The sequence below is a fragment of the Phenylobacterium sp. genome (assembly GCF_965284355.1).
GTDB lineage: Bacteria > Pseudomonadota > Alphaproteobacteria > Caulobacterales > Caulobacteraceae > Phenylobacterium.
Window position 1 is genome coordinate 4,265,876 of sequence record NZ_OZ260078.1, and the last position, 22,247, is coordinate 4,288,122.

Here is a 22,247-nt window from a genome sequence, read left to right on the forward strand (position 1 = left end):
GCCGGTTACAAGTATTGGAATGATGAAGATCGAAATGAGCATCCCGAAGAAACTCAGCTTGTCGTTCGTATTCATCTGCGTTTCCGCAGCTGTCATGATGGTCGTGTTTCTCGCGACCATTCTGATGATCCGTGCGTCGACCGAGAGCAGCAACCGAAGCCAGGCCATTCATGCCGACGCGTTGGCGCTCGAGACCGCGGTCCTCAGGCAGAACAGCCAGCTGCGGGGTTACCTGGTCACCGGCGACAAGAGCTATCTCAAGTCGTACTACGAGGGGCGCGACGAGTACGATCAGGTCTCGCAGAAGCTGTCGGAGACGCTGACCGATCCCGCGATGCTGAAGGCGGTCGAGACCTCTCGCAACGCGACCCTCGCGTGGCGCAAGAACTGGGGCGACCGGCTGATCGAGGTGGTCAAGGCCGGCGGGCGCGACCAGGCGCAGCAGGAAGTCCGCGACGCGGGCAGCAAGGTGCTGGTCAGCGCCGCGGTGCTGCCGCTGCGCGACGTGCGCACCGCCGAGGCCAAGAACATCGAAGCGAACGGCAAGCGCCAGGAGATGGCCATCGTGACCGCCATTGCGGCCCTGGTCATCGGCGGCGTCGCCCTGATCGCGATCGCCATGACCCTGTCGCGCATGCTGAGCCGCACGATCGCGCAACCCATCACGGTGCTGACTGCGGCGATGACTCAGCTGGCCGAAGGCGACAACAACATCGCGGTCGACGCCGAACGCGGCGACGAACTGGGCGACATGGCCCGCGCCGTGCTGGTGTTCCGTGACGCGGCGCTGGCGAAGGCCGAGGCCGACAAGGCCAAGGCCGCGGCCGAACGGGCGAAGGAAGAGGCCGATCGCGCCAAGCTGGGCGCCGAGGCGGCCCAGCGGCGGGTTGTGGAGACGCTGGACACGGCCCTGGCCGCCCTGGCGTCGGGCGACCTGACCCATGTGATCACCACGCCGTTCGAACCCGAGTACGAGCGCCTGCGCCAGTCGTTCAACAGCGCCGTGGAGGGGCTGGAGCAGAGCATTTCGGGCGTCGTGCGGTCCGCGCAGAGCGTGCATTCGGGCGCGGCCGAGATCTACGCCGCCTCCGAGGACCTGTCGCGCCGCACCGAGCAGCAGGCCGCGAGCCTGGAAGAGACCACGGCGGCCACCCAGCAGGTGACCGACATGGTGGGCGAGACCGCCAAACGCGCCGCCGAGGCCCGGACCGCGATCGAGGTCGCGAACGGCAACGCGGTGGACGGCGGCGCCATCGTGAACGAGGCGATCTCGGCCATGGACGCGATCAAGACCAGCTCGGAAGAGATCAGCCAGATCATCAGCCTGATCGACAGCATCACCTTCCAGACCAACCTGCTGGCCCTCAACGCCGGCGTCGAGGCGGCGCGAGCGGGTGATGCGGGCAAGGGCTTCGCCGTCGTGGCCTCGGAAGTCCGTGCGCTGGCCCAGCGCTCGGCCGACGCGGCGCGGGACATCAAGGCCCTGATCCAGACCTCGTCTGACCAGGTCGCCAGCGGCGTGGGCCGCGTCGGACACACCGGCGAGATGCTCACGCTCATCGGCGCCAAGATCGGCGACACCAACGACCTCATCAACGAGATCGCGCAGAACACCGAGACCCAGGCCGAGAACCTGAAGCAGGTGAGCGGCGCCGTCACCAGCATGGACCGGATGACGCAACAGAACGCCGCCATGGTGAACGAGGCGACGGCGGCCGCCCGGAGCCTGGCGACCCAGGCCGACGAGCTCACCACGCTGGTCGCCCGGTTCCGGCTGCGCTCGCAATCGATGTCGCAGTACCAGGACGAGGACTACGCCGCGCCCCTGCGGGCCGTGGGATAGCCACAGACGGGTTCTGGCGCGCGCCGCCCGCGGAGCGATCCGGGGCGGCGCGGCCGACCTTTCCGGTCCTGGCCGCTGCGGCCGGACCCGAGCGCCGCTGAGGCGCGCCAGACACCCTTCAGTATGCAACGCCGGACATGCCGACGCAGCCACGTTGCGTGAAGTAAATTCGCGGGGTTTATTGTCGCGATTAAGTTGTGAACCTCTACACGTGAGTGCGTCACAGGTGATGCAAAATGTCGCAGGTCATCCACGCGCGTGAGTCGGCTCGATTTACTCATAAGTCAGATTTTGGGTGTCAATAACATTCGGCAACAACAAGACTCTCTCGTGAGAACCAAGGGATATATTCCAATGAAGCACCTGTACGTGTCCGCGGCGATCGCGCCCCTGCTGCTGATCATGCCCGCGGTCGCCCAGGCGGCCGATGCTGCCAAGCCGGCCAAGGAAGAAGCGGCCTTCACGACCGGCGTGGCCAAGGGCCGCGACCGCCTCGACAGCGCCACCTCGACCAGCGCCCTGCGCGAGTCCGAAATCGAGGTGCTGGGCGCGCGTTCGCTGGGCGAAGTGCTGCGGAACATCCCGGGCATTCGCGCCGAGTACGCCGGCGGCGAAGGCAACGCCAACTACTCGATCCGCGGCCTGCCGCTGTCGGGCACCGGTTCGAAGTACGTTCAGTTCCAGGAAGACGGCCTGCCGGTCCTCGAGTTCGGCGACATGCAGTCGTTCGGCCCGGACATGTTCATGCGCGGCGACCTCAACCTCTCGGCGGTCGAAACCATCCGTGGCGGTTCGGCCTCGACCTTCGCGTCGAACTCGCCGGGCGGCGTGATCAACCTGATCTCCAAGACCGGTGACACCGAAGGCGGCGCCGTCCAGGCGACCTACGGCCTGAACTACGGCGAGAAGCGCGTCGACGCCGACTACGGCTACAAGCTCAGCGACACGCTGCGCATGCACATCGGCGGCTTCTACCGCGAGGGCGAAGGCCCGCGTGACGTGGGCTTCACGGCCTACAAGGGCGGCCAGATCAAGGCCAACATCACCAAGACGTTCGAGAACGGCTATGTGCGTCTGAACGCCAAGTACCTGGACGACCGCACGCCCGCGTACCTGTTCGTTCCGATCCGCGTCACGGGCACCAACGCCGACCCGACCTTCACCGGCCCGGCGAACTTCGACCTGAAGACCGATTCTCTGCTGTCGCCGGCCACCAGCAACGTGCTGACCCTCGGCCGCAACAACGAGATCGTGCAGCACGACATCCGCAACGGCCAGCACGCGGTGGTGAAGTCGATCGGCCTCGACGCCCAGTTCGACGTCAGCGGCTGGACCCTCAGCGAGAAGTTCCGCTTCGCCGATATCTCCGGCAGCAACCTGGGGGTGCGCCCGATCGCGGTCGCCCCGGCTTTCGGCCTGGCCTTCGCGACCGGCGGTCCCGGCGCGACCCTCGCCTTCGGCTCGGGCCCGCTGGCCGGCCAGGCGATCCCGAGCGCGGCCGCCTTGAACGGCAACGGTCTGATGACCACCACGGTGCTCATCGACACCCAGGCCAAGAGCCTCGACAACTTCACCAACGACATCCGCGCGAGCCGGGTGTGGGAAGTCGGCGGCGGCAACCTGACCACCACCGTCGGCTTCTACAAGTCGTCGCAGGACTACAACCAGTTCTGGTCGTTCCTGAACGCCCTGACCGATGTCCGCGGCGACGGCGACACCTCGCTGATCGACGTCCGGACGGCGGCCGGCGCGCTGGTCACCCAGAACGGCTATGTGGCCTACGGCATCGGCGGCGCGCTCTACCACCGCGTCTACGACGTCAACTACGGCGTCGATGCGCCCTATGCGTCGATCAACTACCACATCGGCAAGATCGCGGTCGGCGGCAGCCTCCGCTACGACATGGGTAATGTCGATGGCACGCTCTACGGCGCCGAACTAGGCGGCGGCCGGATCGGCGTGGCGACGGTCGACATCAACAGCAACGGCGTGATCTCGCCGCCGGAAACCCGGGTGGCGACCCTGCCGCTGGGCCAGCCTGGCCGCGTCGACTACAACTACAACTACCTGAGCTATTCGGCGGGCGTGAACTACCGCATCGCCGAACAGCTGGCCGTGTTCGGCCGCTACAGCCGCGGCGGTCGCGCCTCGGCCGACAAGATCCTGTTCACCCCGGCGGTCAACTACGCCACGGGCAAGCTGGTCGACGGCAGCAGCGCCTACGACACCGTCAAGCAGGCCGAACTGGGTCTGAAGTACCGGGTCTCGGGCATCACGTTCAATGTCACCGCCTTCTCGGCGCGGACCGGTGAGCAGAACGTCCAGGTTAACAGCGACGCCACCGGCGCTATCCGGGTCGAGAACATCATCCGCGGTTACAAGGCCAAGGGGGTGGAACTGGAAGCGGCCGTTCGCCGCGGTCCGTTCAGCGTCACCGCCGGCGCCACCTACACCGACGCGAAGATCTCCAAGGACGTGACTCACCCCGAGTTCGTCGGCAACAAGCCGCGTCACCAGGCGGACCTGATCTACTCGGTGACGCCGCAGGTGGAGTTCAAGTACGGGTCGGCGGGCGTCAACGTGATCGGCACCACGAGCAGCTACGCGCAGGACACCAACCAGCTGAAGCTGCCCGGCTATACGCTGGTCAACGCGTTCGTTCAGGTCCGTCCGATCGAGAACGTGCAGCTGATGCTGAACGTCAACAACCTGTTCAACGAGCTCGCTCTGTCCGATGTCGAGCAGGCCGCGATCCCGGCCAGCGGCGTGGTGCTCGGCCGCGCCTATAACGGCCGGACCGCCTCGGCGACGCTGCGCTACACCTTCTGATCGGAGCGGCTGGAACGCCACCCTCCTGTTCCAGCCGCCCCGTCACGAGAGGTCGCCCTGCGCGAGCAGCGGCGACCTCGACGGACTTCCTCCCGCGCCAACTGCCCCGCCAGCCGCAAGGTTGGCGGGGCTTTTGTTGTTCCGGTTGCGCCGCGCACTGAATGCTGCGTGGAGGTTACTCTCCGACGCCTGAGCATTTCAGATCAGTATAATTCAAATCGTTGGCGAGGTGAGTTTGTGATCTAAGGTAAATTGACCTTAGGCGACATGTACAAAATGTCGCAGGTGGATTTCCGCAATTCGTCTGTCTTTGACATAACGCCAAAGGTCGCAATTTACCTTACGGTTAGACATCAGATGGCAGAAGATTCCCACAATTTGAGCTGTTCCAGAACGGAAGTGGGAATCAGAGTCCATGAAGCGCCTTTACCTCTCGGCGGCGATCGCGCCCCTCGTGTTGTTCTCGTCGGCGTACGCCCAGGAGGCCAAGCCGGCTGACAAGGCCGTGAAGAGCGCCGGCTCCAAGGCTGCGGCCGAAGCGGCCTTCACCACCGGCGTGGCCAAGGGCCGCGACCGTCTCGACAGCGCGACCTCGACCAGCGCCCTGCGCGCCTCGGAGATCGAAGTGCTGGGCGCGCGCTCGCTGGGCGAAGTGCTGCGCAACATCCCCGGGATCCGCGCCGAGTATGCGGTGGGCGAAGGCAACGACAACTACTCGATCCGCGGCCTGCCGCTGTCGGGCACCGGTTCGAAGTACGTCCAGTTCCAGGAAGACGGCCTGCCGGTCCTGGAATTCGGCGACATGTACCAGCTCGGCGTCGACATGTTCATGCGCGCCGACCTCAACCTGTCGGCGGTCGAGACCATCCGCGGCGGTTCGGCCTCGACCTTCGCGTCGAACTCGCCGGGCGGCGTGATCAACCTGATCTCCAAGACCGGTGACACCGAAGGCGGCGCCGTCCAGGCGACCTACGGCCTGAACTACGGCGAGAAGCGCGTCGAAGGCGATTACGGCTACAAGCTCAGCGATACGCTGCGCATGCACATCGGCGGCTTCTATCGCGAGGGCGAAGGCCCGCGTGACGTCGGCTACACGGCCTACAAGGGCGGCCAGATCAAGGCCAATATCACCAAGACCTTCGACAACGGCTACGTGCGCCTGAACGCCAAGTTCCTGGACGACCGCACGCCCGTCTACCAGTTCGTTCCGATCCGGGTCACCGGCACGAACGACGACCCGACGTTCTCCGGCCCGGCCAACTTCAATCCCAAGACCGACTCGCTGCTGTCGCCCCACGTCAGCAACGTCGTGACCCTGGATCGCAACAACAACATCGCCAACGACGACCTGCGCGGCGGCCAGCACGCCGTGGTGAAGTCGATCGGCCTCGACGCCCAGTTCGACGTGGGCGGCTGGACGATCACCGAGAAGTTCCGCTTCTCGGACATCGGCGGCGGCAACCTGACTATCCGTCCGATCGCCGTGAACAACGCGACCACCTACGCGGCCCTCTATGGCGGCGTCGGCGCCCGGCTCAGCTACGCCACCGGCCCGCTGGCCGGCCAGGCGATCGCCAGCCCCGCGGCCCTGAACGGCAACGGTCTGATGACGAACGCGCTGCAGCTCGACACCAAGATCAAGAGCCTGAACAACGCGGTCAACGACATCCGCGCCAGCCGCGTGTGGGAAGTCGGCGGCGGCAACCTGACGACGACGGTGGGCTTCTACAAGTCGTCGCAGGACTACTCGACGTATCTGACGTTCCTGAACGTTCTGACCGACGTCAATGGCGACGGCGGCACCTCGCTGATCAACGTCGCCAACGCGGCCGGCGTCCCGTTCACGCAGGACGGCTACATCGCCTACGGTCTCGGCAACAGCTTCCACCGCGTCTACGACATGAACTACGGCGTCGATGCGCCCTACGCCTCGATCAACTATCACGTGGGCAAGATCGCCGTCGGCGGCAGCCTGCGCTACGACATGGGCAAGGTGCGGGGCACGCTGTTCGGGGCCGAACTGGGCGGCGGCCGCGTGGGTCAGACGTCGTTCGACATCAACCGCAACGGCGCGATCTCCACGGCCGAAACCAAGGTGGCGATCCTGCCGCTCGGCCAGCCCGGCCGCGTCAACTACGACTACAACTATCTGAGCTACTCGGCGGGCGTGAACTACCGCGTCGCCGAACAACTGGCCGTGTTCGGCCGCTATAGCCGCGGCGGTCGCGCCTCGGCGGACAAGATCCTGTTCACCCCGGCGGTCAACTACAACACCGGCAAGCTGGTCGACGACAGCAGCGCCTATGACACCGTCAAGCAGGCCGAACTGGGCCTGAAGTACCGTGCGGGCGGCGTGACCTTCAACGTGACGGGCTTCTCCGCCCGGACCGGCGAACGCAACACCCAGATCGTCAGCGGCGCCGACGGCTCCGCCGCGGTCCTGCAGATCGTCCGCGGCTACAAGGCCAAGGGCGTCGAACTCGAAGCCGGCGTCCGCCATGGGCCGTTCAGCGTCACCGCCGGGGCCACCTACACCGACGCCAAGATCTCCAGCGACGCCGCCAACGCCGCCATTATCGGCAACACGCCGCGCCACCAGGCGGATTTCATCTACTCGGTGACGCCGCAGGTCGAGTTCGAGCGCGTGACGGTCGGCGTCAACGTGCTCGGCACCACCGTCAGCTACGCGCAGGACAACAACCTGCTGGAGCTGCCGGCCTACACCCTGGTGAACGCCTTCGTGCAGGTGCGCCCGACCGAGAACGTGCAGCTGATGCTGAACGTCAACAACCTGTTCAACAAGCTGGCTCTCTCGGACAGCGAGCAGGGCTCCATCCCGGCCACCGGCGTGGTCCTCGGCCGCGCCTACAACGGCCGGACCGCCTCGGCGACGCTGCGCTACACGTTCTAATCGGAGGCGGCCGGGACACCCCCCTCCCAGTTCCCGGCCCCCCGCCGCGAGAGGTCGCCCTGTGCAAGCCAGGGCGACCTCGGACGGAGCTGCCCCCCAGCGGCAACTGCCCCGTCAGCCGACAGGCTGGCGGGGCTTTGTCGTTTCCCGGGCTTGCGTCAGAGGCCGGCCGCGCCGCCAACCTGACGGTCAAACTTACGTTGACGTTAGCGTCATCTTTTCTTCCCTTCGCGTCCATGCGTATAGGGTCGTCAAAACCCATACGGCGTAAGCCCACGCGCGCATCCGGAGGACGGCCATGAACCTCGACTTCACCCCAGAAGAAAATGCGTTCCGCGACGAGGTCCGGGCCTTTATCGCGGAGAACTATCCGGCCGAGCTGCGCAAGGCGCAGGACGAGGGCCGGGCGCTGACCAAGGAGGAATACCTCCTGTGGCACAAGGTGCTGGCGAAGAAGGGCTGGGTGGCGCCGGGCTGGCCGAAGGAGCTGGGCGGCACGGGCTGGACGCCCACCCAGAAGTACATCTGGTCGGAAGAGACCGCGCGCGCCGACTGCCTGGGCCTGCTGCCCTTCGGCCTGTCGATGCTGGCGCCGGTGCTCTACACGTTCGGCACCGACGAGCAGAAGAAGAAGTTCCTGCCGGGGATCTATAATGGTGACGTGTGGTGGTGCCAGGGCTACTCCGAGCCGGGCGCCGGGTCGGACCTGGCCAGCCTGAAGACCAAGGCCGAGCGGATCACCGCCGACGATGGCAAGGAATACTACATCGTCAACGGCCAGAAGACGTGGACGACGCTGGGCCAGCACGCCGACTGGGGCTTCTTCCTCGTTCGCACCGACCCGGACGCCAAGCCGCAGTCGGGCATCTCGTTCCTGCTGATCGACATGAAGACGCCGGGCATCGAGGTGCGCCGGATCACGACGCTGGAAGGCGGCCACGAGGTCAACGACGTGTTCCTCGACAACGTGAAAGTGCCGGTCGAGAACCGCATCTTCCACGAGAACCAGGGCTGGACCTGCGCCAAGGCGCTGCTGGCGCACGAGCGCTCGGGCATCGCCGGCGTGGCGCGCTCGAAGCGCAACCTGGAGAAGCTGCGGACCATCTCGTCGACCGAGCGGTCGGACACCGGCTCGAGCCTGCTGTCGGACGCCTTCTTCCGCCGCAAGGTGGCCGAGCTGGAGATCGACCTGACGGCCCTGGAGTTCACCGAGCTGCGCACCCTGGCCGGCGAGTCGAGCGGGAAGGGCCCCGGCCCGGAAAGCTCGATCCTCAAGATCAAGGGCACCGAGATCCAGCAACGCCTGCAGGAGCTGGCGCTGGAGGCGGTGGGCCACTACGGCGCGCCGTTCCTGCACGACCTGTCGGGCTCGAACCGTACCGTCGGCCCTGACTACGCCGATGGCGCGGCGGGCGAAATGTTCAATGGCCGCAAGACCTCGATCTACGGCGGCTCGAACGAGATTCAGCGCAACATCATCGCCAAGATGGTCCTGGGCCTCTAACGGCTGAGGACGGCCCTTCCCGTTAGGAGACCTTGCGGGAAGGGGCCTTCGCTCTAAAGCTCTAGCGACAACGACAAACACCGAGGAAGACGGCCGTGGATTTCAGCTTCACCGAAGAACAGTCGATGCTGCGCGACACGGTCGCGGCGTACCTGGCGGACCACTACGACTTCGACAAGCGTCGGGCCGCGGTCTCCAAGGAGCCGGGCTGGCGGCCTGACGTCTGGAAGGCCTTCGCCGAGGAGCTGGGCATCCTGGGCGCGCCGTTCTCGGAAGAGCTGGGCGGCCTGGGCGGCGGCGCCATCGAGAACATGGTCGTGATGGAGGAGTTCGGGAAGGCGCTGGTCGTCGAGCCCTACCTCGGCACGGTGGTCATCGGCGGCGGGTTCCTGAAGCACTCGGGCCACGCCGGCGCGGCCGACATGATCGGCGGCATCATCGAGGGCAAGACCATCTTCGCGTTCGCCTACGCCGAGCCCAAGGGCCGCTACAATCTCGCGGCGCTGGAGACCACGGCCAAGAAGGACGGCGCGGGCTGGACCCTGAACGGCCACAAGGCCGTGGTGCTGGGCGCGCCGTTCGCCACCCACCTGATCGTGACCGCCCGCACCTCGGGCGGCGTGCGCGACGCCGGCGGCGTGTCGGTGTTCATCGTGGAGAAGGGCGCCAAGGGCGTCACCACCCGCGACTACCCCACGGTCGACGGCAACCGCGCCTCGGAGGTCTACTTCGAGAACGTCAGCCTGGGCGCCGACGCGCTGGTGGGCCCGGCCGACGGCGGCCTGCCGCTGGTGGAGAAGGTGGTCGACGAGGCCATCGCCGCCACCTGCGCCGAAGCCTGCGGCGTGCTGCGCAAGCTGCACGAGGGCACGCTGGAGTACACCAAGCAGCGCAAGCAGTTCGGCGTGCCGATCAGCTCGTTCCAGGTGCTGCAGCACCGCATGGTCGACATGTTCATCAACGTCGAGCAGGCCGTGTCGATGACGTACATGGCCAACATCAAGGTGGGCGACGACGCCGAACGCGCCAAGGCCGCCTCGGCCGCCAAGGTTCAGATCGGCAAGGCCTGCAAGTTCGTGGGCCAGAACGCCATCCAGCTGCACGGCGGCATGGGCATGACCGACGAAATGGCCATCGGCCACTACTTCAAGCGCGCGACGATGATCGAGAGCGCTTTCGGCTCGGTGGATCACCACCTGGCGCGGTACGAGTTCCTGAGCCTGGGCAAGGCGGCCTAGGCGGCATTCCAGTCTAGTGTGAGACTTCGAGACGGCCGTCCTCCAGGGCGGCCGTTTTCGTTTCCCTCCCTTAATGGGGAGGGACAGGCGGCGGAGCCGCCAGGGTGGGGAAGTGTCGATCCTCCCCCACCTCCGAGTTCTGGCCCACACTTCCCCACCCTGACCGCTGCGCGGTCTGTCCCTCCCCATCAAGGGAGGGAAGGGAGCGCTTCGGGTTGTCCGAACGACCCGGGCGCGGCACACCTTGGCCATGGGCAAGGACGCACATGTGGCGGCGCGGTTCGCCGACGGGGCCGACGAGGGCCGTCTGCAGTACGAGGCGCCGAAGCTGCTGTTTCGCGGCGCTCAGCGGCGGGTCTGGGACGCCGCGGCGCTGAAGGGCGTGCGGTCGGAGGGCGGGGACCTGGTGCTGGCGGATGGGTCGCGGTTCGCGCTGGGCGAGGTCCAGGCGCCGCGGTGGGCGGAGGCGATCAACAATCCGAAGAGTCGGCTCGACAAGCTGGGCGTGAAGGCCGGCATGCGCGTGGCGGTCCTGGGCGTCGCCGACGAAGCGATCGCGGGCGAGCTCGCGGGGCGAGGGGCGCTGCTGGTCAACGACTTCGAGGGGCTCGACATCCTGTTCTACGCCGCCGACAGCGCAGGCGACCTGGCGCGGATCGGCGACCTCGTCCCCGCCCTGGCCGACAAGGGCGCGCTGTGGGTGGTCTCGCGCAAGGGCAAGGCCGCCACGGTGAAGGACGTGGAGGTGATGGCGGCGGCCAAGTCCTTCGGCCTGGTGGACAACAAGGTGGTGGGGTTCTCCGACACCCTGACGGCGCTGCGGTTCACGAGGCGCAAGACCTGATCTTCCTCTCCCACTTCGTGGGAAAGGAAGGATGCCGCGCCGCTCCCTTTACCCCGCGCGTAATCGACCGGCCCATGGGCCTGCGGTCATCTCCCGCCAGCAAGGGAGTAGCTTGATGAACCGTCGCGACATTCTCACTTCGGGCCTGGCCGCCGGGTCGTTGGCTGCGTTAGCCCAGGCCGGGCCCGCCGCCGCACGGCCGAAGGGGGCCACCGTCATTCAGGCCAAGGATGGGGCGCGGCTGTTCCACCGCGACTGGGGCGAGGGCCAACCGGTGGTGTTCGTCTCCAGTTGGGCGCTGTCGAGCGAGATGTGGGCCTACCAGGTGGCCGACCTGTCCGAGCGCGGTTTTCGCTGCATCGCCTTCGACCGGCGCGGCCACGGCCGCTCGGACGTTCCGGGCAAGGGCTATGAGATGGACACTCTGGCCGACGACCTGGCCGCGGTGATCGACACCCTGGACCTGAAGGACGCCATCCTCGTCGGCCATTCGATGGGCGGCGCCGAGGTGGTGCGCTACATCGGCCGGCACGGGACGGCGAAGGTGAAGAAGGCGGCCTTGGTCGCGACAGTCGCGCCCTACATCGTCCAGACGCCCGACAATCCGTACGGGGCGCCGATGGCCTTTCATCAGAACACGCTCGGGCAGTACGCCAGTGACTTCCCCAAGTGGGCCATGGACAATCAGGCGCCCTTCTTCACGCCCGAAACCTCGCCCGCGATGAAGGCCTGGCTGACCGAGCAACTGCTGGAGACGCCGGTTCCGGTGGCGATCGCCGCGTTCAAGGCCCTGATCGGCAAGGACCTTCGGCCCGACCTGCCGAAGATCGACCGCCCGACCCTGATCGTTCACGGCGACAAGGACGCCTCGGCCCCGCTCGCGATCACCGGACAGAGGCTGGCGGCGGGAATTCGGGGCTCGGAGCTGAAAGTCTATCCCGGCGCCCCCCACGGCCTGTTCGTGACCCACATGCGACAGCTGAACCGCGACCTGGAGACCTTCTTCAAAGCGTGACGAAGCAAGGATTGGGTCAGAGGGCGCGTCGGGCGCCGAAACCGGCTTCCACTTTCGCCTGACGCGTCCTAGGTCGGGCGCATGGCCGTCCGCGACTTTGCCCTGCTCATGGCCATGTGCCTGATCTGGGCGGTGAACAACATCATCTCGAAGTATGTGGTGAGCATCCTGGACGTGCCGCCGCTGTTCTACGCGTCCGGGCGGTTCCTGATCGTGGCGGCGTGTCTGTTCCCGTTCCTGCTGCCGGCGCCCAAGCCGCTGTGGAAGCTGATCGTCACCGCCTTCCTGATGGGCGCGGGCAGCTTCGGCCTGATGTTCGTGGGCCTGCGGGACGCCACGCCGTCGTCGGCGGCGGTGGTGCTGCAGATGGGTATGCCGGCGACCCTGGTCCTGTCGATGCTGTTCCTGGGCGAGCGGGTGCGCTGGCGCCGCGGCCTTGGGATCGCGCTGACCTTCGCGGGCGTGCTGACGGTGATGTGGAACCCGCGCGGCCTGGCCCTGTCGAACGGGCTGATGCTGATCGCCGCCTCGACCGTGCTGTCGGCCGCCGGCACCGTCATGACCAAGCAGATCGAGGGCATCCGCCCGATCGCATTCCAGGCCTGGGTCGGCGTCTCGTCGCTGTTCCCGATGGCCGCCCTGTCGTTCTGGCTGGAGCCGCACGCGCTGGACACGGCGGTGGCGGCGGGGTGGCGCTTCTGGGCGGCTCTGGCGTTCTCGGCGCTGATCGTGTCGCTGGTGGCGCACACGGTCTACGTGACCATGCTGCAGAAGTACGAGGCCAACCTGATCTCGGCGTTGATCCTGGTGACGCCGCTGGCCACAATCGTGCTGGGCGTGGTGGTGCTGGGCGACCCGATCGGGCCGCGCCTCATTATCGGCAGCGCGCTGGCGTTGGCCGGCGTCCTGATCATCGCGCTACGGGGCAGCCAGGTGATGTCCATGTTGCTGGCCATGCGGAACCGCGCCGAATGAACGTGATCGAGGCCCCGTCGCCCAACTTCGACCCGCGCACGGTCCCGCCCAGCATCCTGGTGTTGCACTACACCGGCATGCAGAGCGGGCAGGAGGCGATCGACCGCCTGCGCGACCCGGCGGCCAAGGTGAGCGCGCACTACGTCGTCGAAGAGGACGGGCGCATCTTCCGCCTGGTGCCCGAGGAACGGCGGGCGTGGCACGCGGGGGTCTCGTTCTGGCGGGGCCGGCGCAACATCAACGGCGACTCCATCGGCATCGAGATCGTCAACCCGGGCCACGAGTGGGGCTACCGCGCGTTCCCCGAGGCGCAGATCGTGGCGGTGACGGCGCTGATCACGGAAATCCGCACGCGCTGGGCCATCGAGGATCGTGACATCGTGGGCCACTCCGATGTGGCGCCTGCGAGGAAGGACGACCCCGGCGAACTGTTCCCCTGGAAGCGGCTGTCGGAAGCGGGCCACGGCCTGTGGGCCGAATGGCCGGCAGCGCCGGGCGAGCCGATCGGCGAGGGCGAGGAGGGGGCGGCCGTGTTCGCCCTGCAGGCCGGGTTCACGCGGCTGGGCTACGACCTGCCGCCGTCAGGCAAGTTCGACGCCGACACGACCGCGGTGGTGCGCGCCTTCCAACGGCACTGGCGGCCGGACAAGGTGGACGGGATCGCTGACGGCGAGACGCGGGCGCGCCTGATCGCCCTGCTGCGCTCGCTCGCGTGAGCGGGAGGGAAGTGCTATGGCGCTCGCGGATCAGACGGCCGGGCGGTCGCGGGCGCAAGCTCGAGGAAAGTCCGGGCTCCACGACGACATGGCGGTGGGTAACGCCCACCGGGGGTGACCCTAGGGATAGCGCCACAGAGAGCAGACCGCCTTCTCCCCGGAGGAGGTAAGGGTGAAAGGGTGGGGTAAGAGCCCACCGGGCCGCTGGTGACAGGGGTCGCATGGCAAGCCCCGCCAGGAGCAAGACCGAATAGGGATCCCGCGCCAGCTTGCTGGTAGGGCCGTCGCCGGCCTGAGGGCTCCGGGTAGGTCGCGAGAACCGGTCGGCAACGATCGGTCCAGAGGAATGGCCGCCGCGTCCTGCGCGAGCAGGGCGGCACAGAACCCGGCTTACAGGCCGTCTGATCTTTTTCCCTCCCCGCCGGGGAGGGACAGCTCGCCGGAGGCGAGCCGGGTGGGGAAGTCACGATCCTCAACGACCTCAGAACTCCGACCCACACTTCCCCACCCTGACCGCTTCGCGGTCTGTCCCTCCCCAGCGGGGAGGGAAAGCTTCGGCGTTAACTAACAGTTCTGAGTATGTTCTGTGGATAACTGACGGCGATTAACCATAGTGGCAGTTTGTCCCACTGAATTGGCTGAAATAGTCAGTGAGTGTCATTGAAACCCACTGGGTCCCATGTTAACCCAAATGTAATTCGGCAGTCGAACAGCGGGTCGGGCGCGGGTTCAGGGGCTGGCGAAGGGAGGGGGCTTGGGGCCGAGGATGTTCCTCTCGACCTTTGAGAAGCAGCTGGACGCGAAGCGGCGCATCGTTGTGCCGCAGGAGTACCGCGCCGCGCTCTCGGGTCCGGGCGCCACGGTCGCCGACGGCGTCTTCGTCTTCCCCTCGATCCGTTCAGACTGCATCGAGGGCGGCGGCCAGCAGCTGTTCGACCGCTATGGCGCGATGGCCGACGAGCTGGAGTTCGGCGACGAGTTGCGGGACTCGATCGAACGCAACGTCTTCGGCGAAATGCAGAAGCTGAGCTTCGACACGGCCGGCCGCATCACCCTGCCGGAAACCCTGTGCGAGCAGTACGGCATCACCGACTGGGTGGCCGTCGTGGGCCTGCGCGACCGTTTCGAGATCTGGGAGCGCGACGCGTATCGGGCGCAGCGGGCGGCCGACCGCGAGAAGGCCCGGGCGGGCCTGGCCGAGATGCGGGTGCAGCAACGCGCCGCACGTCTGGGCGGGGGCGCGAAGTGAGCGAATCCCCGCACGTTTCCGTTCTGCTCGACGAGGTGATCGAGAACCTGGCTGCAAAGCCGGGCGACACCATCGTCGACGGCACTTTCGGCGCGGGGGGCTATTCCCGCGCCATCCTGGCGACAGGCGCGAAGGTCGTGGCGTTTGACCGCGACCCTACGGTCCGTCGCTTTGCCGCGGGATTTCCGGAAGACCGCTTCCAGTTGGTGGAGGCGCGATTCTCGGAAATGGACGCGGTGCTGGGCGAGGGCTGCGTTGATGGCGTAGCCCTCGACCTCGGCGTCTCATCCATGCAGATCGACGAGGCCGAGCGCGGCTTCTCGTTCATGCAGGACGGGCCGCTCGACATGCGGATGGGGGGTGACGGCCCGACCGCAGCCGACCTGGTGAACACCGCCGAGGCGGCCGAGCTGGCCCGGATCATCTTCGTCTACGGTGAGGAGCGGGAGAGCCGCCGCATCGCGCGCGCCATCGTGCGCCGGCGCGAGGAGCAGCCCTTCACCCGGACGCTGGAACTGGCCGAGTTCGTCGAGAAGGCGCTGGGCGGCCGGCGCGGGGCCAAGATCCATCCGGCGACGCGGACCTTCCAGGGCCTGCGGATCGCCGTGAACGAGGAGCTTTCCGAGCTGGAGGCGGGCCTCGTGGCCGCCGAGCGGGCGTTGAAGGTGGGCGGGCGGCTGTGCGTCGTAACGTTCCATTCGCTCGAGGACAGAATCGTGAAGAGTTTCCTCAGCGTGCGGGCGGGCCGGACGCCGGCGGGATCGCGCCACGCGCCTCCATTGGCGAAGGGGGCCGATCCCAGCTTCCGACTTCTCTTCAACGGCGCCCAGGGTCCGTCGGAGGCGGAAACGAAGGCCAATCCCCGCGCCCGCTCGGCGAAGCTGAGGGCGGCCGTGCGCACCGATGCGCCGGTCTGGAGGGACGCGGCATGATGGGCCTGTTCACGCGCAAGATCCGCGGATTCCGCCTGGTCGACCTGATCGGGTTGGGCCTGCTGGTGGCCGTGATCCTGGGCGTCTACCTGGCCAAGACCATGGCCGGCCGCGAGCGGGCCGAGATCGCCACGATCGAGCGCCAGATCAAGGCCGAGAAGGCCCGCATCCGCCTTCTGCAGGCCGAGGTGGCGCACCTGGAGCAGCCCGGCCGGATCGAGCGGTTGGCCGTGACCTACCTCCAGATGGAAACCGTCGGCGCCCATCGCGAAGCCACCGTGGAGCAGATCGTCGATGTGGCCCGCGCCGGGCCGCCCAAGAAGGCCAAGGCCCCGTCGGCCGTGGCCGCGATGGTCAACGGCGCTGACGCCATTCCGGGCGTCCCGCCGCCGCCGCCGGCCGAGGCCGATCCGGTCATGCGCGTGGCCGAGGTCCAGTCGACCCCCGTCGCCGCCGAGGTTCGCCGATGAGCCTGGGCCAGCAAGCCTTCGGCCGCACGGGCCTGCCGCGCTGGCTGACCGAGCGCCTGTGGGGCCTGGAGCACGCCTTCGAGCGCGCCCGCGCCTCCGGCAAGGTCGAGGACGACACCCGGCTGCGCATCTTCTTCGTGATGGTGCTGTTCTCGCTGGGCTTCATCACCCTGGCGATCGGCGCGACGCGGGCGGCGCTGTTCTCCGACGCGCGGGCCACCGGCGCGGGGGCCTACATCGGGGCGTCGCGGGCCGACCTGGTCGACCGCAACGGCATGCTGCTGGCGGCCGATCTGCTGCACTACGGCCTCTACATCGATCCGCGCGAAATCTGGGACCCGTCCGAGACCCGCCGCAGCCTGCTGGCCGCGCTGCCGAACCTGGAGCCCGAGCGGCTGGAGCGCGCGCTGCGCGGCGAGCGCCGGATCTTCGTGCTGGGCGCGATGACTCCGCAGGAGCGCAACCGCGTCCACGAGCTGGGCCTGCCCGGCGTGACGTTCGAGCCGGAGCAGCGGCGCGTCTATCCGCTGGGTCCGTCGGCGGCGCACATCATCGGCTTCTCGGACGCCGGCGGCGAGGGCCTGTCGGGCGCCGAGGCGGCGTTCAACGAGGACATCCGCGGTCAGGCCCGCAGCGGCCAGGCCGTGCCGCTGTCGATCGACCTGCGCGTCCAGGGCGCGCTGGAAGACGAGCTCTGGAAGGCCGTCAGCGAGTTCAAGCCGAAAGGCGCCGTGGCCCTGGTGACCGACGTCCACACGGGCGAGATCCTGGGCCTGTCCAGCTGGCCGGTGTTCGATCCGAACAAGCCGGGCAAGGCGGGCGTCTACGCCCAGACCAACCGCGCCGCGGCCACTGTCTACGAGATGGGCTCGACCTTCAAAGGCTTCACGGTGGCTATCGGCCTCGATACCGGCGTCGCCAATCCGGAGACGACCTTCGACGCCACGCAGCCGTTCAAGCTGGGCTACCGGACCATCCACGATTACCACGCGGCCCGGAAGGTGCTGACGCTGGTCGAGGTGTTCCAGCACTCGTCGAACATCGGCACCGCCAAGCTGGCCGTGGGCATCGGCCCCGAGCGGATGGGCAAGTACTTCGACGGCCTGGGCCTGACCCGCTCGGCCAAGGTGGAGCTGATCGAGAACGCCCGGCCGCTGACGCCGAAGGTGTGGAACGAGGACGCGGTGGCCTCCACCTCGTTCGGCCATGGCATCAACGTGACCCCGCTGGCCCTGGCCCGGGCCTATGGCGCGGTGCTGAATGGCGGCAAGTTGATCCCGCTGACCATCCGCAAGCTGGAACCCGGCGCCAAGGTCGAGGGTACTCGGGTCATGTCCGAGAAGACCTCGCTGCAGATGCTGTCGATCATGCGGGCCAACGTGACGGGCGGCAGCGGCACCTCGGCCAACATCACGGGCCTCTCGGTGGGCGGCAAGACCGGCACCGGTGAGAAGTACGACCCGGCGATCCGCAACTACAACCACGACAAGCAGGTCTCGTCGTTCGCCGCGGTGTTCCCGACCACGGGCGACGTGAACGCCAAGCGCTACTTCGTGCTGGTGCTGCTGGACGAGCCGCGCGCCTCGGCGAACAGCGCGGGCTACTCGACGGGCGGCTGGGTGGCCGCGCCGGCCGCGGGCCGGGTGATCGAGCGCATCGCCCCGTTCCTGGGCGTGAAGCGCCGCAACGACGTCGGCCAGGCGATCCCGGTCGAGCCGCCGAAGCCGGAAGACGTGGGTGCGGGCCTATGAGCGTCCGCCTGACCAAGCTGGTGAAGCGCGACGTCGGCAGCGATCCCGAAATCACGGGCGTGACCGCCGACAGCCGCAAGGTCCGGCCGGGCTTCCTGTTCGCCGCCCTGCCGGGCGCGAAGGTGGACGGCGCGACGTTCGCCCAGAAGGCGATCGAGGCCGGGGCCGCGGCGATCATCGCCGACCAGGACCTGGGGCTTTCGGTTCCGACGATCGTGTGCCGCGATCCGCGGCGGGGCTACGCGCTGGCCTCGGCCAACTTCTGGGGCCGGCAGCCGCAGACCTGCGTGGCGGTCACGGGCACCAACGGCAAGACCTCGGTCGCCAACTTCTGCCGCCAGGTGTTCGCGGGCGCAGGCCACATGTCGGCCAGCATGGGCACCCTGGGCGTGACCATCTCCAGGCCAAACGGCGAAGACGTCCAGGTCACGCCGCCGGGCTTGACGACGCCCGACGCCGGCGACGTGGCCCAGTTGCTGGCCCAGGTGGCCGAGCAGGGCGTGACGCACTTCGCCATGGAAGCCTCGAGCCATGGCATCGACCAGCGGCGGCTGGACGGGGTGCGGCTGGCGGCGTCCGGGTTCCTGAACCTGACCCAGGACCACCTCGACTACCACATCACCATGGACGCCTACCTGAAGGCCAAGCTGCGCCTGTTCGAGCAGCTGATGCCGCGGGGCGCGACGGCCGTCCTGAACGCCGACTCCGACGCGTTCCCGTTCTTCGCCGCGGCCTCGGTGGTCTCGGGCCAGCGGGTGATGAGCGTGGGCGAGGGCGGCCAGGCCTTGAAGCTGGTGGAGCGCACGCTGCTGCCGGACGGCCAACGCCTGAAGGTGCGCGCCGACGGCTACCTCTACGACGTGCGCCTGCCGCTGGCGGGCGGGTTCCAGGCCTCGAACGCGCTGGTGGCCGCGGGCCTCTGCCGGGCGGCGGGCCTGTCATGGGAACAGACCTTCGCCGGGCTCGAGAAGCTGGTTGGCGCGCCCGGGAGACTTCAACGTGTCGGCGCCGGCCCGCGCGGCGGCGAGGCTTATGTCGACTACGCTCACACGCCGGACGGCCTGGAGACCGTGTTGCGCGCGCTGCGCCCCCACGTGCGCGGCCGGCTGATCGTGGTGTTCGGCGCCGGCGGCGACCGCGACAAGACCAAGCGCCCGCTGATGGGCCAGGTGGCCGCGGCCCTCGCCGACGTCGCCATCGTCACCGACGACAACCCGCGCTCGGAAGTCCCGGCGACCATCCGCGCCGAGGTGCTGGCCGGCGCCAAGGGCGCGAAAGAGATCGGCGACCGCCGCGAGGCGATCCGCGCCGGCGTCGCGATGCTCCAGGACGGCGACGTCCTGGTGGTGGCCGGCAAGGGCCATGAGCAAGGCCAGACCGTCGCCGGCGTCACCCATCCGTTCGACGACGTGGTCGAGACGTCCCAGGCGCTGGAGCTGGTCCATGGCTGACCCGCTCTGGACCTCGGATGAGATCGCGAGGGCGACGGGCGGGACGGCGAGCGGCGGTGGGTTCTCCGCCACCGGCGTCTCCATCGACACCCGCTCGATCGAGCCCGGCGACCTGTTCGTGGCGCTGGCCGGCGTGCGCGACGGCCATGAGTTCGTGGCCCAGGCGCTGGCGAGCGGGGCCGCAGGCGCGCTGGTGAACCAGGATGTGGACGGGCCTTCGGTGAAAGTCGCCGGGGAAACGCTGGTGGCGCTGGAAACGCTGGGGGTCGCCGCGCGCGAGCGGGCGACGGGGGCCCGGCGCGGCGCGGTGACCGGATCGGTCGGCAAGACCTCGGTGACGCAGGCGATCATGGCCGGGCTGATGCTGGCCGGTCGGGCGCACTCGTCGGTGAAGAGCTACAACAACCACATCGGCGTGCCGCTGACGCTGGCGCGGATGCCCCGCGACACCGAACGCGCCGTCTTCGAGATCGGCATGAACCATGCCGATGAAATCCGCCCGCTGACCCGCTTCGTGCGTCCGCATGCGGCGCTGATCACAACGGTCGGCCCGGTGCACACCGAGAATTTCCCCGACGGCGAGGCCGGTGTGGCGCGCGCCAAGGCCGAGATCTTCGAGGGCCTGGAGCCGGGCGGCGTCGCGGTGCTGAACGCCGACAATCACTGGTTCGATTTTCTCAAGGCCGAGGCGGTGAAGGCGGGCGCCGTCATCAGGACGTTCGGGACCGGCGAGGGCTGTGACGCCCGCCTGATCGACTTCCAGGTGTCCGGTGGTCGCGCCGTGATCCAGGCCCGCCTGCACGGCCAGGCGCTGGACTTCCCGATCCTGCAGACCGGCTTCCACTGGGGCCTGAACAGCATGGCCGTGTTGCTGATGCTGGAAGCCCTGGACGTCAGCCTGGAGCATGGACTTGCGGCGCTGGAGAGCTTCGAGCCGCTGGCCGGCCGAGGGGCCGAGAGCACGGTGGCGCGCGCCGGCGGGGCCTTCACGCTGATCGACGAAAGCTACAACGCCAATCCGATCTCGATGGCCTCGGCGATCAAGACCCTGGGGGCCCGCGCGACGTCGGGCCGCCGCATCGTGGCGCTCACCGACATGCTGGAACTGGGCCCCGAGGCCCAGGCTTTCCACGCCGGTCTGGCCGGTCCGCTGGAGGCTGCGTCAATCGACCTCGTCTTCTGCGCCGGTCCTCTGATGAAATCGCTCTGGGACGCCCTTCCTCCGACTCGTCGCGGCGGGTACGCCGAAACCGCTGTGGCCCTCGCGCCCCAGCTCGCACAGGCCGTAGAGGCCGGCGACGTGGTGATGGTGAAGGGGTCCAACGGATCGAAGGCCGGGCAGATCGCCCAGGCTCTTCTCGCGCTGGGCGCGACCGGTTCGGGCTCCGGGGAGATCGGCTGATGTTCTACTGGCTCTATCTGACGTTCGCGTCGACGGAGTACGTGCCGGTCCTGAACCTGCTCAAGTACCAGACCACGCGCACCGGCCTCGCCATCGTGACGGCGCAGTTCGTCGTGGTGGCGCTGGGCTCGCGGTTCATCCGCTGGATGAAGGCCAAGCAGGGCAAGGGCCAGCCGATCCGCACCGACGGCATCGAGCGGCACGTGCTGGAGAAGTCGGGCACGCCCACCATGGGCGGCGTGATGATCCTGGCCGGCCTGTTCGCGGGCGTGCTGCTCTGGGCCGACCTCACCAACGTCTACGTCTGGGCCGTCCTGCTGGTGACCGCGGGCTACGGCGTCCTGGGATTCCTGGACGACTACGCCAAGGTCACGAAGCAATCGACGGCCGGGATTTCCGGCCGGGTGCGGCTGGTGCTGGAAGCCGCGATCGCCATGGCGGCGATCGCCCTGATCATCCTGTTCGCCGCCAAGCCGCCCGAGAGCCCGGAGCTGCTCACCTCGGTGACATTCCCGATCTTCAAGCAATACTTCGTGGACTTGTCGTGGGGCTACCTGCTGTTCGGCGCCTTCGTGATCGTGGGCGCGGCCAATGCGGTGAACTTCACCGACGGCCTGGACGGGCTGGCGACGGTGCCGGTGATGATCGCGGCCGCCGCCTACGGCCTGATCGCCTACCTGGTCGGCAACTACGTCTTCTCCACCTACCTGCAGCTCCACTTCGTGCCGGGGGTGGGCGAGCTGGCGGTGTTCTGCGGGGCGCTGCTGGGCGCCGGACTGGGCTTCCTCTGGTACAACGCTCCGCCGGCCAAGATCTTCATGGGTGACACGGGCTCGCTGGCCCTGGGCGGCGCGGTCGGGACGATCGCGGTGGCGACCCGGCACGAGATCGTGCTGGCCATCATCGGCGGCCTGTTCGTGGCCGAGCTGCTCAGCGTCGTGATCCAGGTGGCGTGGTTCAAGCGCACGGGCCGACGGATCTTCCTGATGGCCCCGATCCATCACCACTTCGAGAAGCTGGGCTGGTCGGAGTCGACCGTCGTCATCCGCTTCTGGATCGTCTCGATCATGCTGGCCCTGCTGGGCCTCGCCACCCTCAAGCTGCGCTAGGGAGGGCT

16 protein-coding genes and 1 other RNA gene are annotated in these 22,247 nt (G+C 68.0%); all 17 read left to right on the top strand.

Going from position 1 to position 22,247, the window contains the following annotated elements:
* Positions 1 to 19: 19 nt before the first annotated feature.
* Positions 20 to 1,843 carry a methyl-accepting chemotaxis protein gene (locus ACQ66R_RS20975; protein WP_430425207.1) on the top strand — a complete coding sequence of 608 codons (1,824 nt, stop codon included), beginning with the start codon at positions 20 to 22 and terminating at the stop codon, positions 1,841 to 1,843.
* Positions 1,844 to 2,197: 354 nt separating this feature from the next.
* A complete protein-coding gene (locus ACQ66R_RS20980) occupies positions 2,198 to 4,672 on the top strand; it encodes a TonB-dependent receptor (RefSeq protein ID WP_430425209.1) in 2,475 nt (824 codons plus the stop codon).
* A gap of 415 nt (positions 4,673 to 5,087) precedes the next feature.
* Entirely contained in the window at positions 5,088 to 7,583 is a 2,496-nt protein-coding gene (locus ACQ66R_RS20985; protein WP_430425211.1) for a TonB-dependent receptor, read from the top strand.
* A 298-nt stretch (positions 7,584 to 7,881) separates the two neighbouring features.
* A complete protein-coding gene (locus ACQ66R_RS20990; RefSeq protein ID WP_430425213.1) occupies positions 7,882 to 9,087 on the top strand; it encodes an acyl-CoA dehydrogenase family protein in 1,206 nt (401 codons plus the stop codon).
* 95 nt (positions 9,088 to 9,182) lie between these two features.
* Entirely contained in the window at positions 9,183 to 10,325 is a 1,143-nt protein-coding gene (locus tag ACQ66R_RS20995) for an acyl-CoA dehydrogenase family protein (RefSeq protein ID WP_430425215.1), read from the top strand.
* A gap of 250 nt (positions 10,326 to 10,575) precedes the next feature.
* On the top strand, positions 10,576 to 11,169 hold the full coding sequence (locus ACQ66R_RS21000; RefSeq protein ID WP_430425217.1) for a DUF3052 domain-containing protein: 594 nt from the start codon (positions 10,576 to 10,578) through the stop codon (positions 11,167 to 11,169).
* Positions 11,170 to 11,284: 115 nt separating this feature from the next.
* Entirely contained in the window at positions 11,285 to 12,184 is a 900-nt protein-coding gene (locus ACQ66R_RS21005) for an alpha/beta fold hydrolase (RefSeq protein WP_430425218.1), read from the top strand.
* Between the two features lie 81 nt (positions 12,185 to 12,265).
* Entirely contained in the window at positions 12,266 to 13,159 is an 894-nt protein-coding gene (locus ACQ66R_RS21010; protein ID WP_430425220.1) for a DMT family transporter, read from the top strand.
* Positions 13,156 to 13,875, top strand: coding sequence for an N-acetylmuramoyl-L-alanine amidase (locus ACQ66R_RS21015; RefSeq protein ID WP_430425222.1), 720 nt, complete (start codon positions 13,156 to 13,158; stop codon positions 13,873 to 13,875). The genes ACQ66R_RS21010 and ACQ66R_RS21015 overlap by 4 nt, the downstream gene beginning before the upstream one ends.
* A gap of 30 nt (positions 13,876 to 13,905) precedes the next feature.
* An RNA gene (gene rnpB, locus ACQ66R_RS21020) (RNase P RNA component class A) lies at positions 13,906 to 14,284 on the top strand.
* Positions 14,285 to 14,641: 357 nt separating this feature from the next.
* A complete protein-coding gene (locus ACQ66R_RS21025; RefSeq protein WP_430425224.1) occupies positions 14,642 to 15,124 on the top strand; it encodes a division/cell wall cluster transcriptional repressor MraZ in 483 nt (160 codons plus the stop codon).
* Positions 15,121 to 16,056, top strand: coding sequence for a 16S rRNA (cytosine(1402)-N(4))-methyltransferase RsmH (gene rsmH, locus ACQ66R_RS21030; RefSeq protein ID WP_430425226.1), 936 nt, complete (start codon positions 15,121 to 15,123; stop codon positions 16,054 to 16,056). The genes ACQ66R_RS21025 and rsmH overlap by 4 nt, the downstream gene beginning before the upstream one ends.
* Entirely contained in the window at positions 16,053 to 16,526 is a 474-nt protein-coding gene (ftsL, locus tag ACQ66R_RS21035; RefSeq protein WP_430425228.1) for a cell division protein FtsL, read from the top strand. The genes rsmH and ftsL overlap by 4 nt, the downstream gene beginning before the upstream one ends.
* Positions 16,523 to 18,277, top strand: a complete 1,755-nt coding sequence (locus ACQ66R_RS21040) for a peptidoglycan D,D-transpeptidase FtsI family protein (protein ID WP_430425230.1) — start codon at positions 16,523 to 16,525, stop codon at positions 18,275 to 18,277. The genes ftsL and ACQ66R_RS21040 overlap by 4 nt, the downstream gene beginning before the upstream one ends.
* Positions 18,274 to 19,728: a UDP-N-acetylmuramoyl-L-alanyl-D-glutamate--2,6-diaminopimelate ligase gene (locus ACQ66R_RS21045; protein WP_430425232.1), complete on the top strand. Its 1,455-nt coding sequence runs from the start codon at positions 18,274 to 18,276 to the stop codon at positions 19,726 to 19,728. The genes ACQ66R_RS21040 and ACQ66R_RS21045 overlap by 4 nt, the downstream gene beginning before the upstream one ends.
* Complete coding sequence (locus ACQ66R_RS21050; RefSeq protein ID WP_430425234.1) at positions 19,721 to 21,130, top strand: UDP-N-acetylmuramoyl-tripeptide--D-alanyl-D-alanine ligase; 1,410 nt, start codon at positions 19,721 to 19,723, stop codon at positions 21,128 to 21,130. Before ACQ66R_RS21045 ends, ACQ66R_RS21050 begins: the two co-directional genes overlap by 8 nt.
* Complete coding sequence (gene mraY / locus ACQ66R_RS21055) at positions 21,130 to 22,239, top strand: phospho-N-acetylmuramoyl-pentapeptide-transferase (protein ID WP_430425236.1); 1,110 nt, start codon at positions 21,130 to 21,132, stop codon at positions 22,237 to 22,239. The genes ACQ66R_RS21050 and mraY overlap by 1 nt, the downstream gene beginning before the upstream one ends.
* Positions 22,240 to 22,247: the final 8 nt, after the last annotated feature.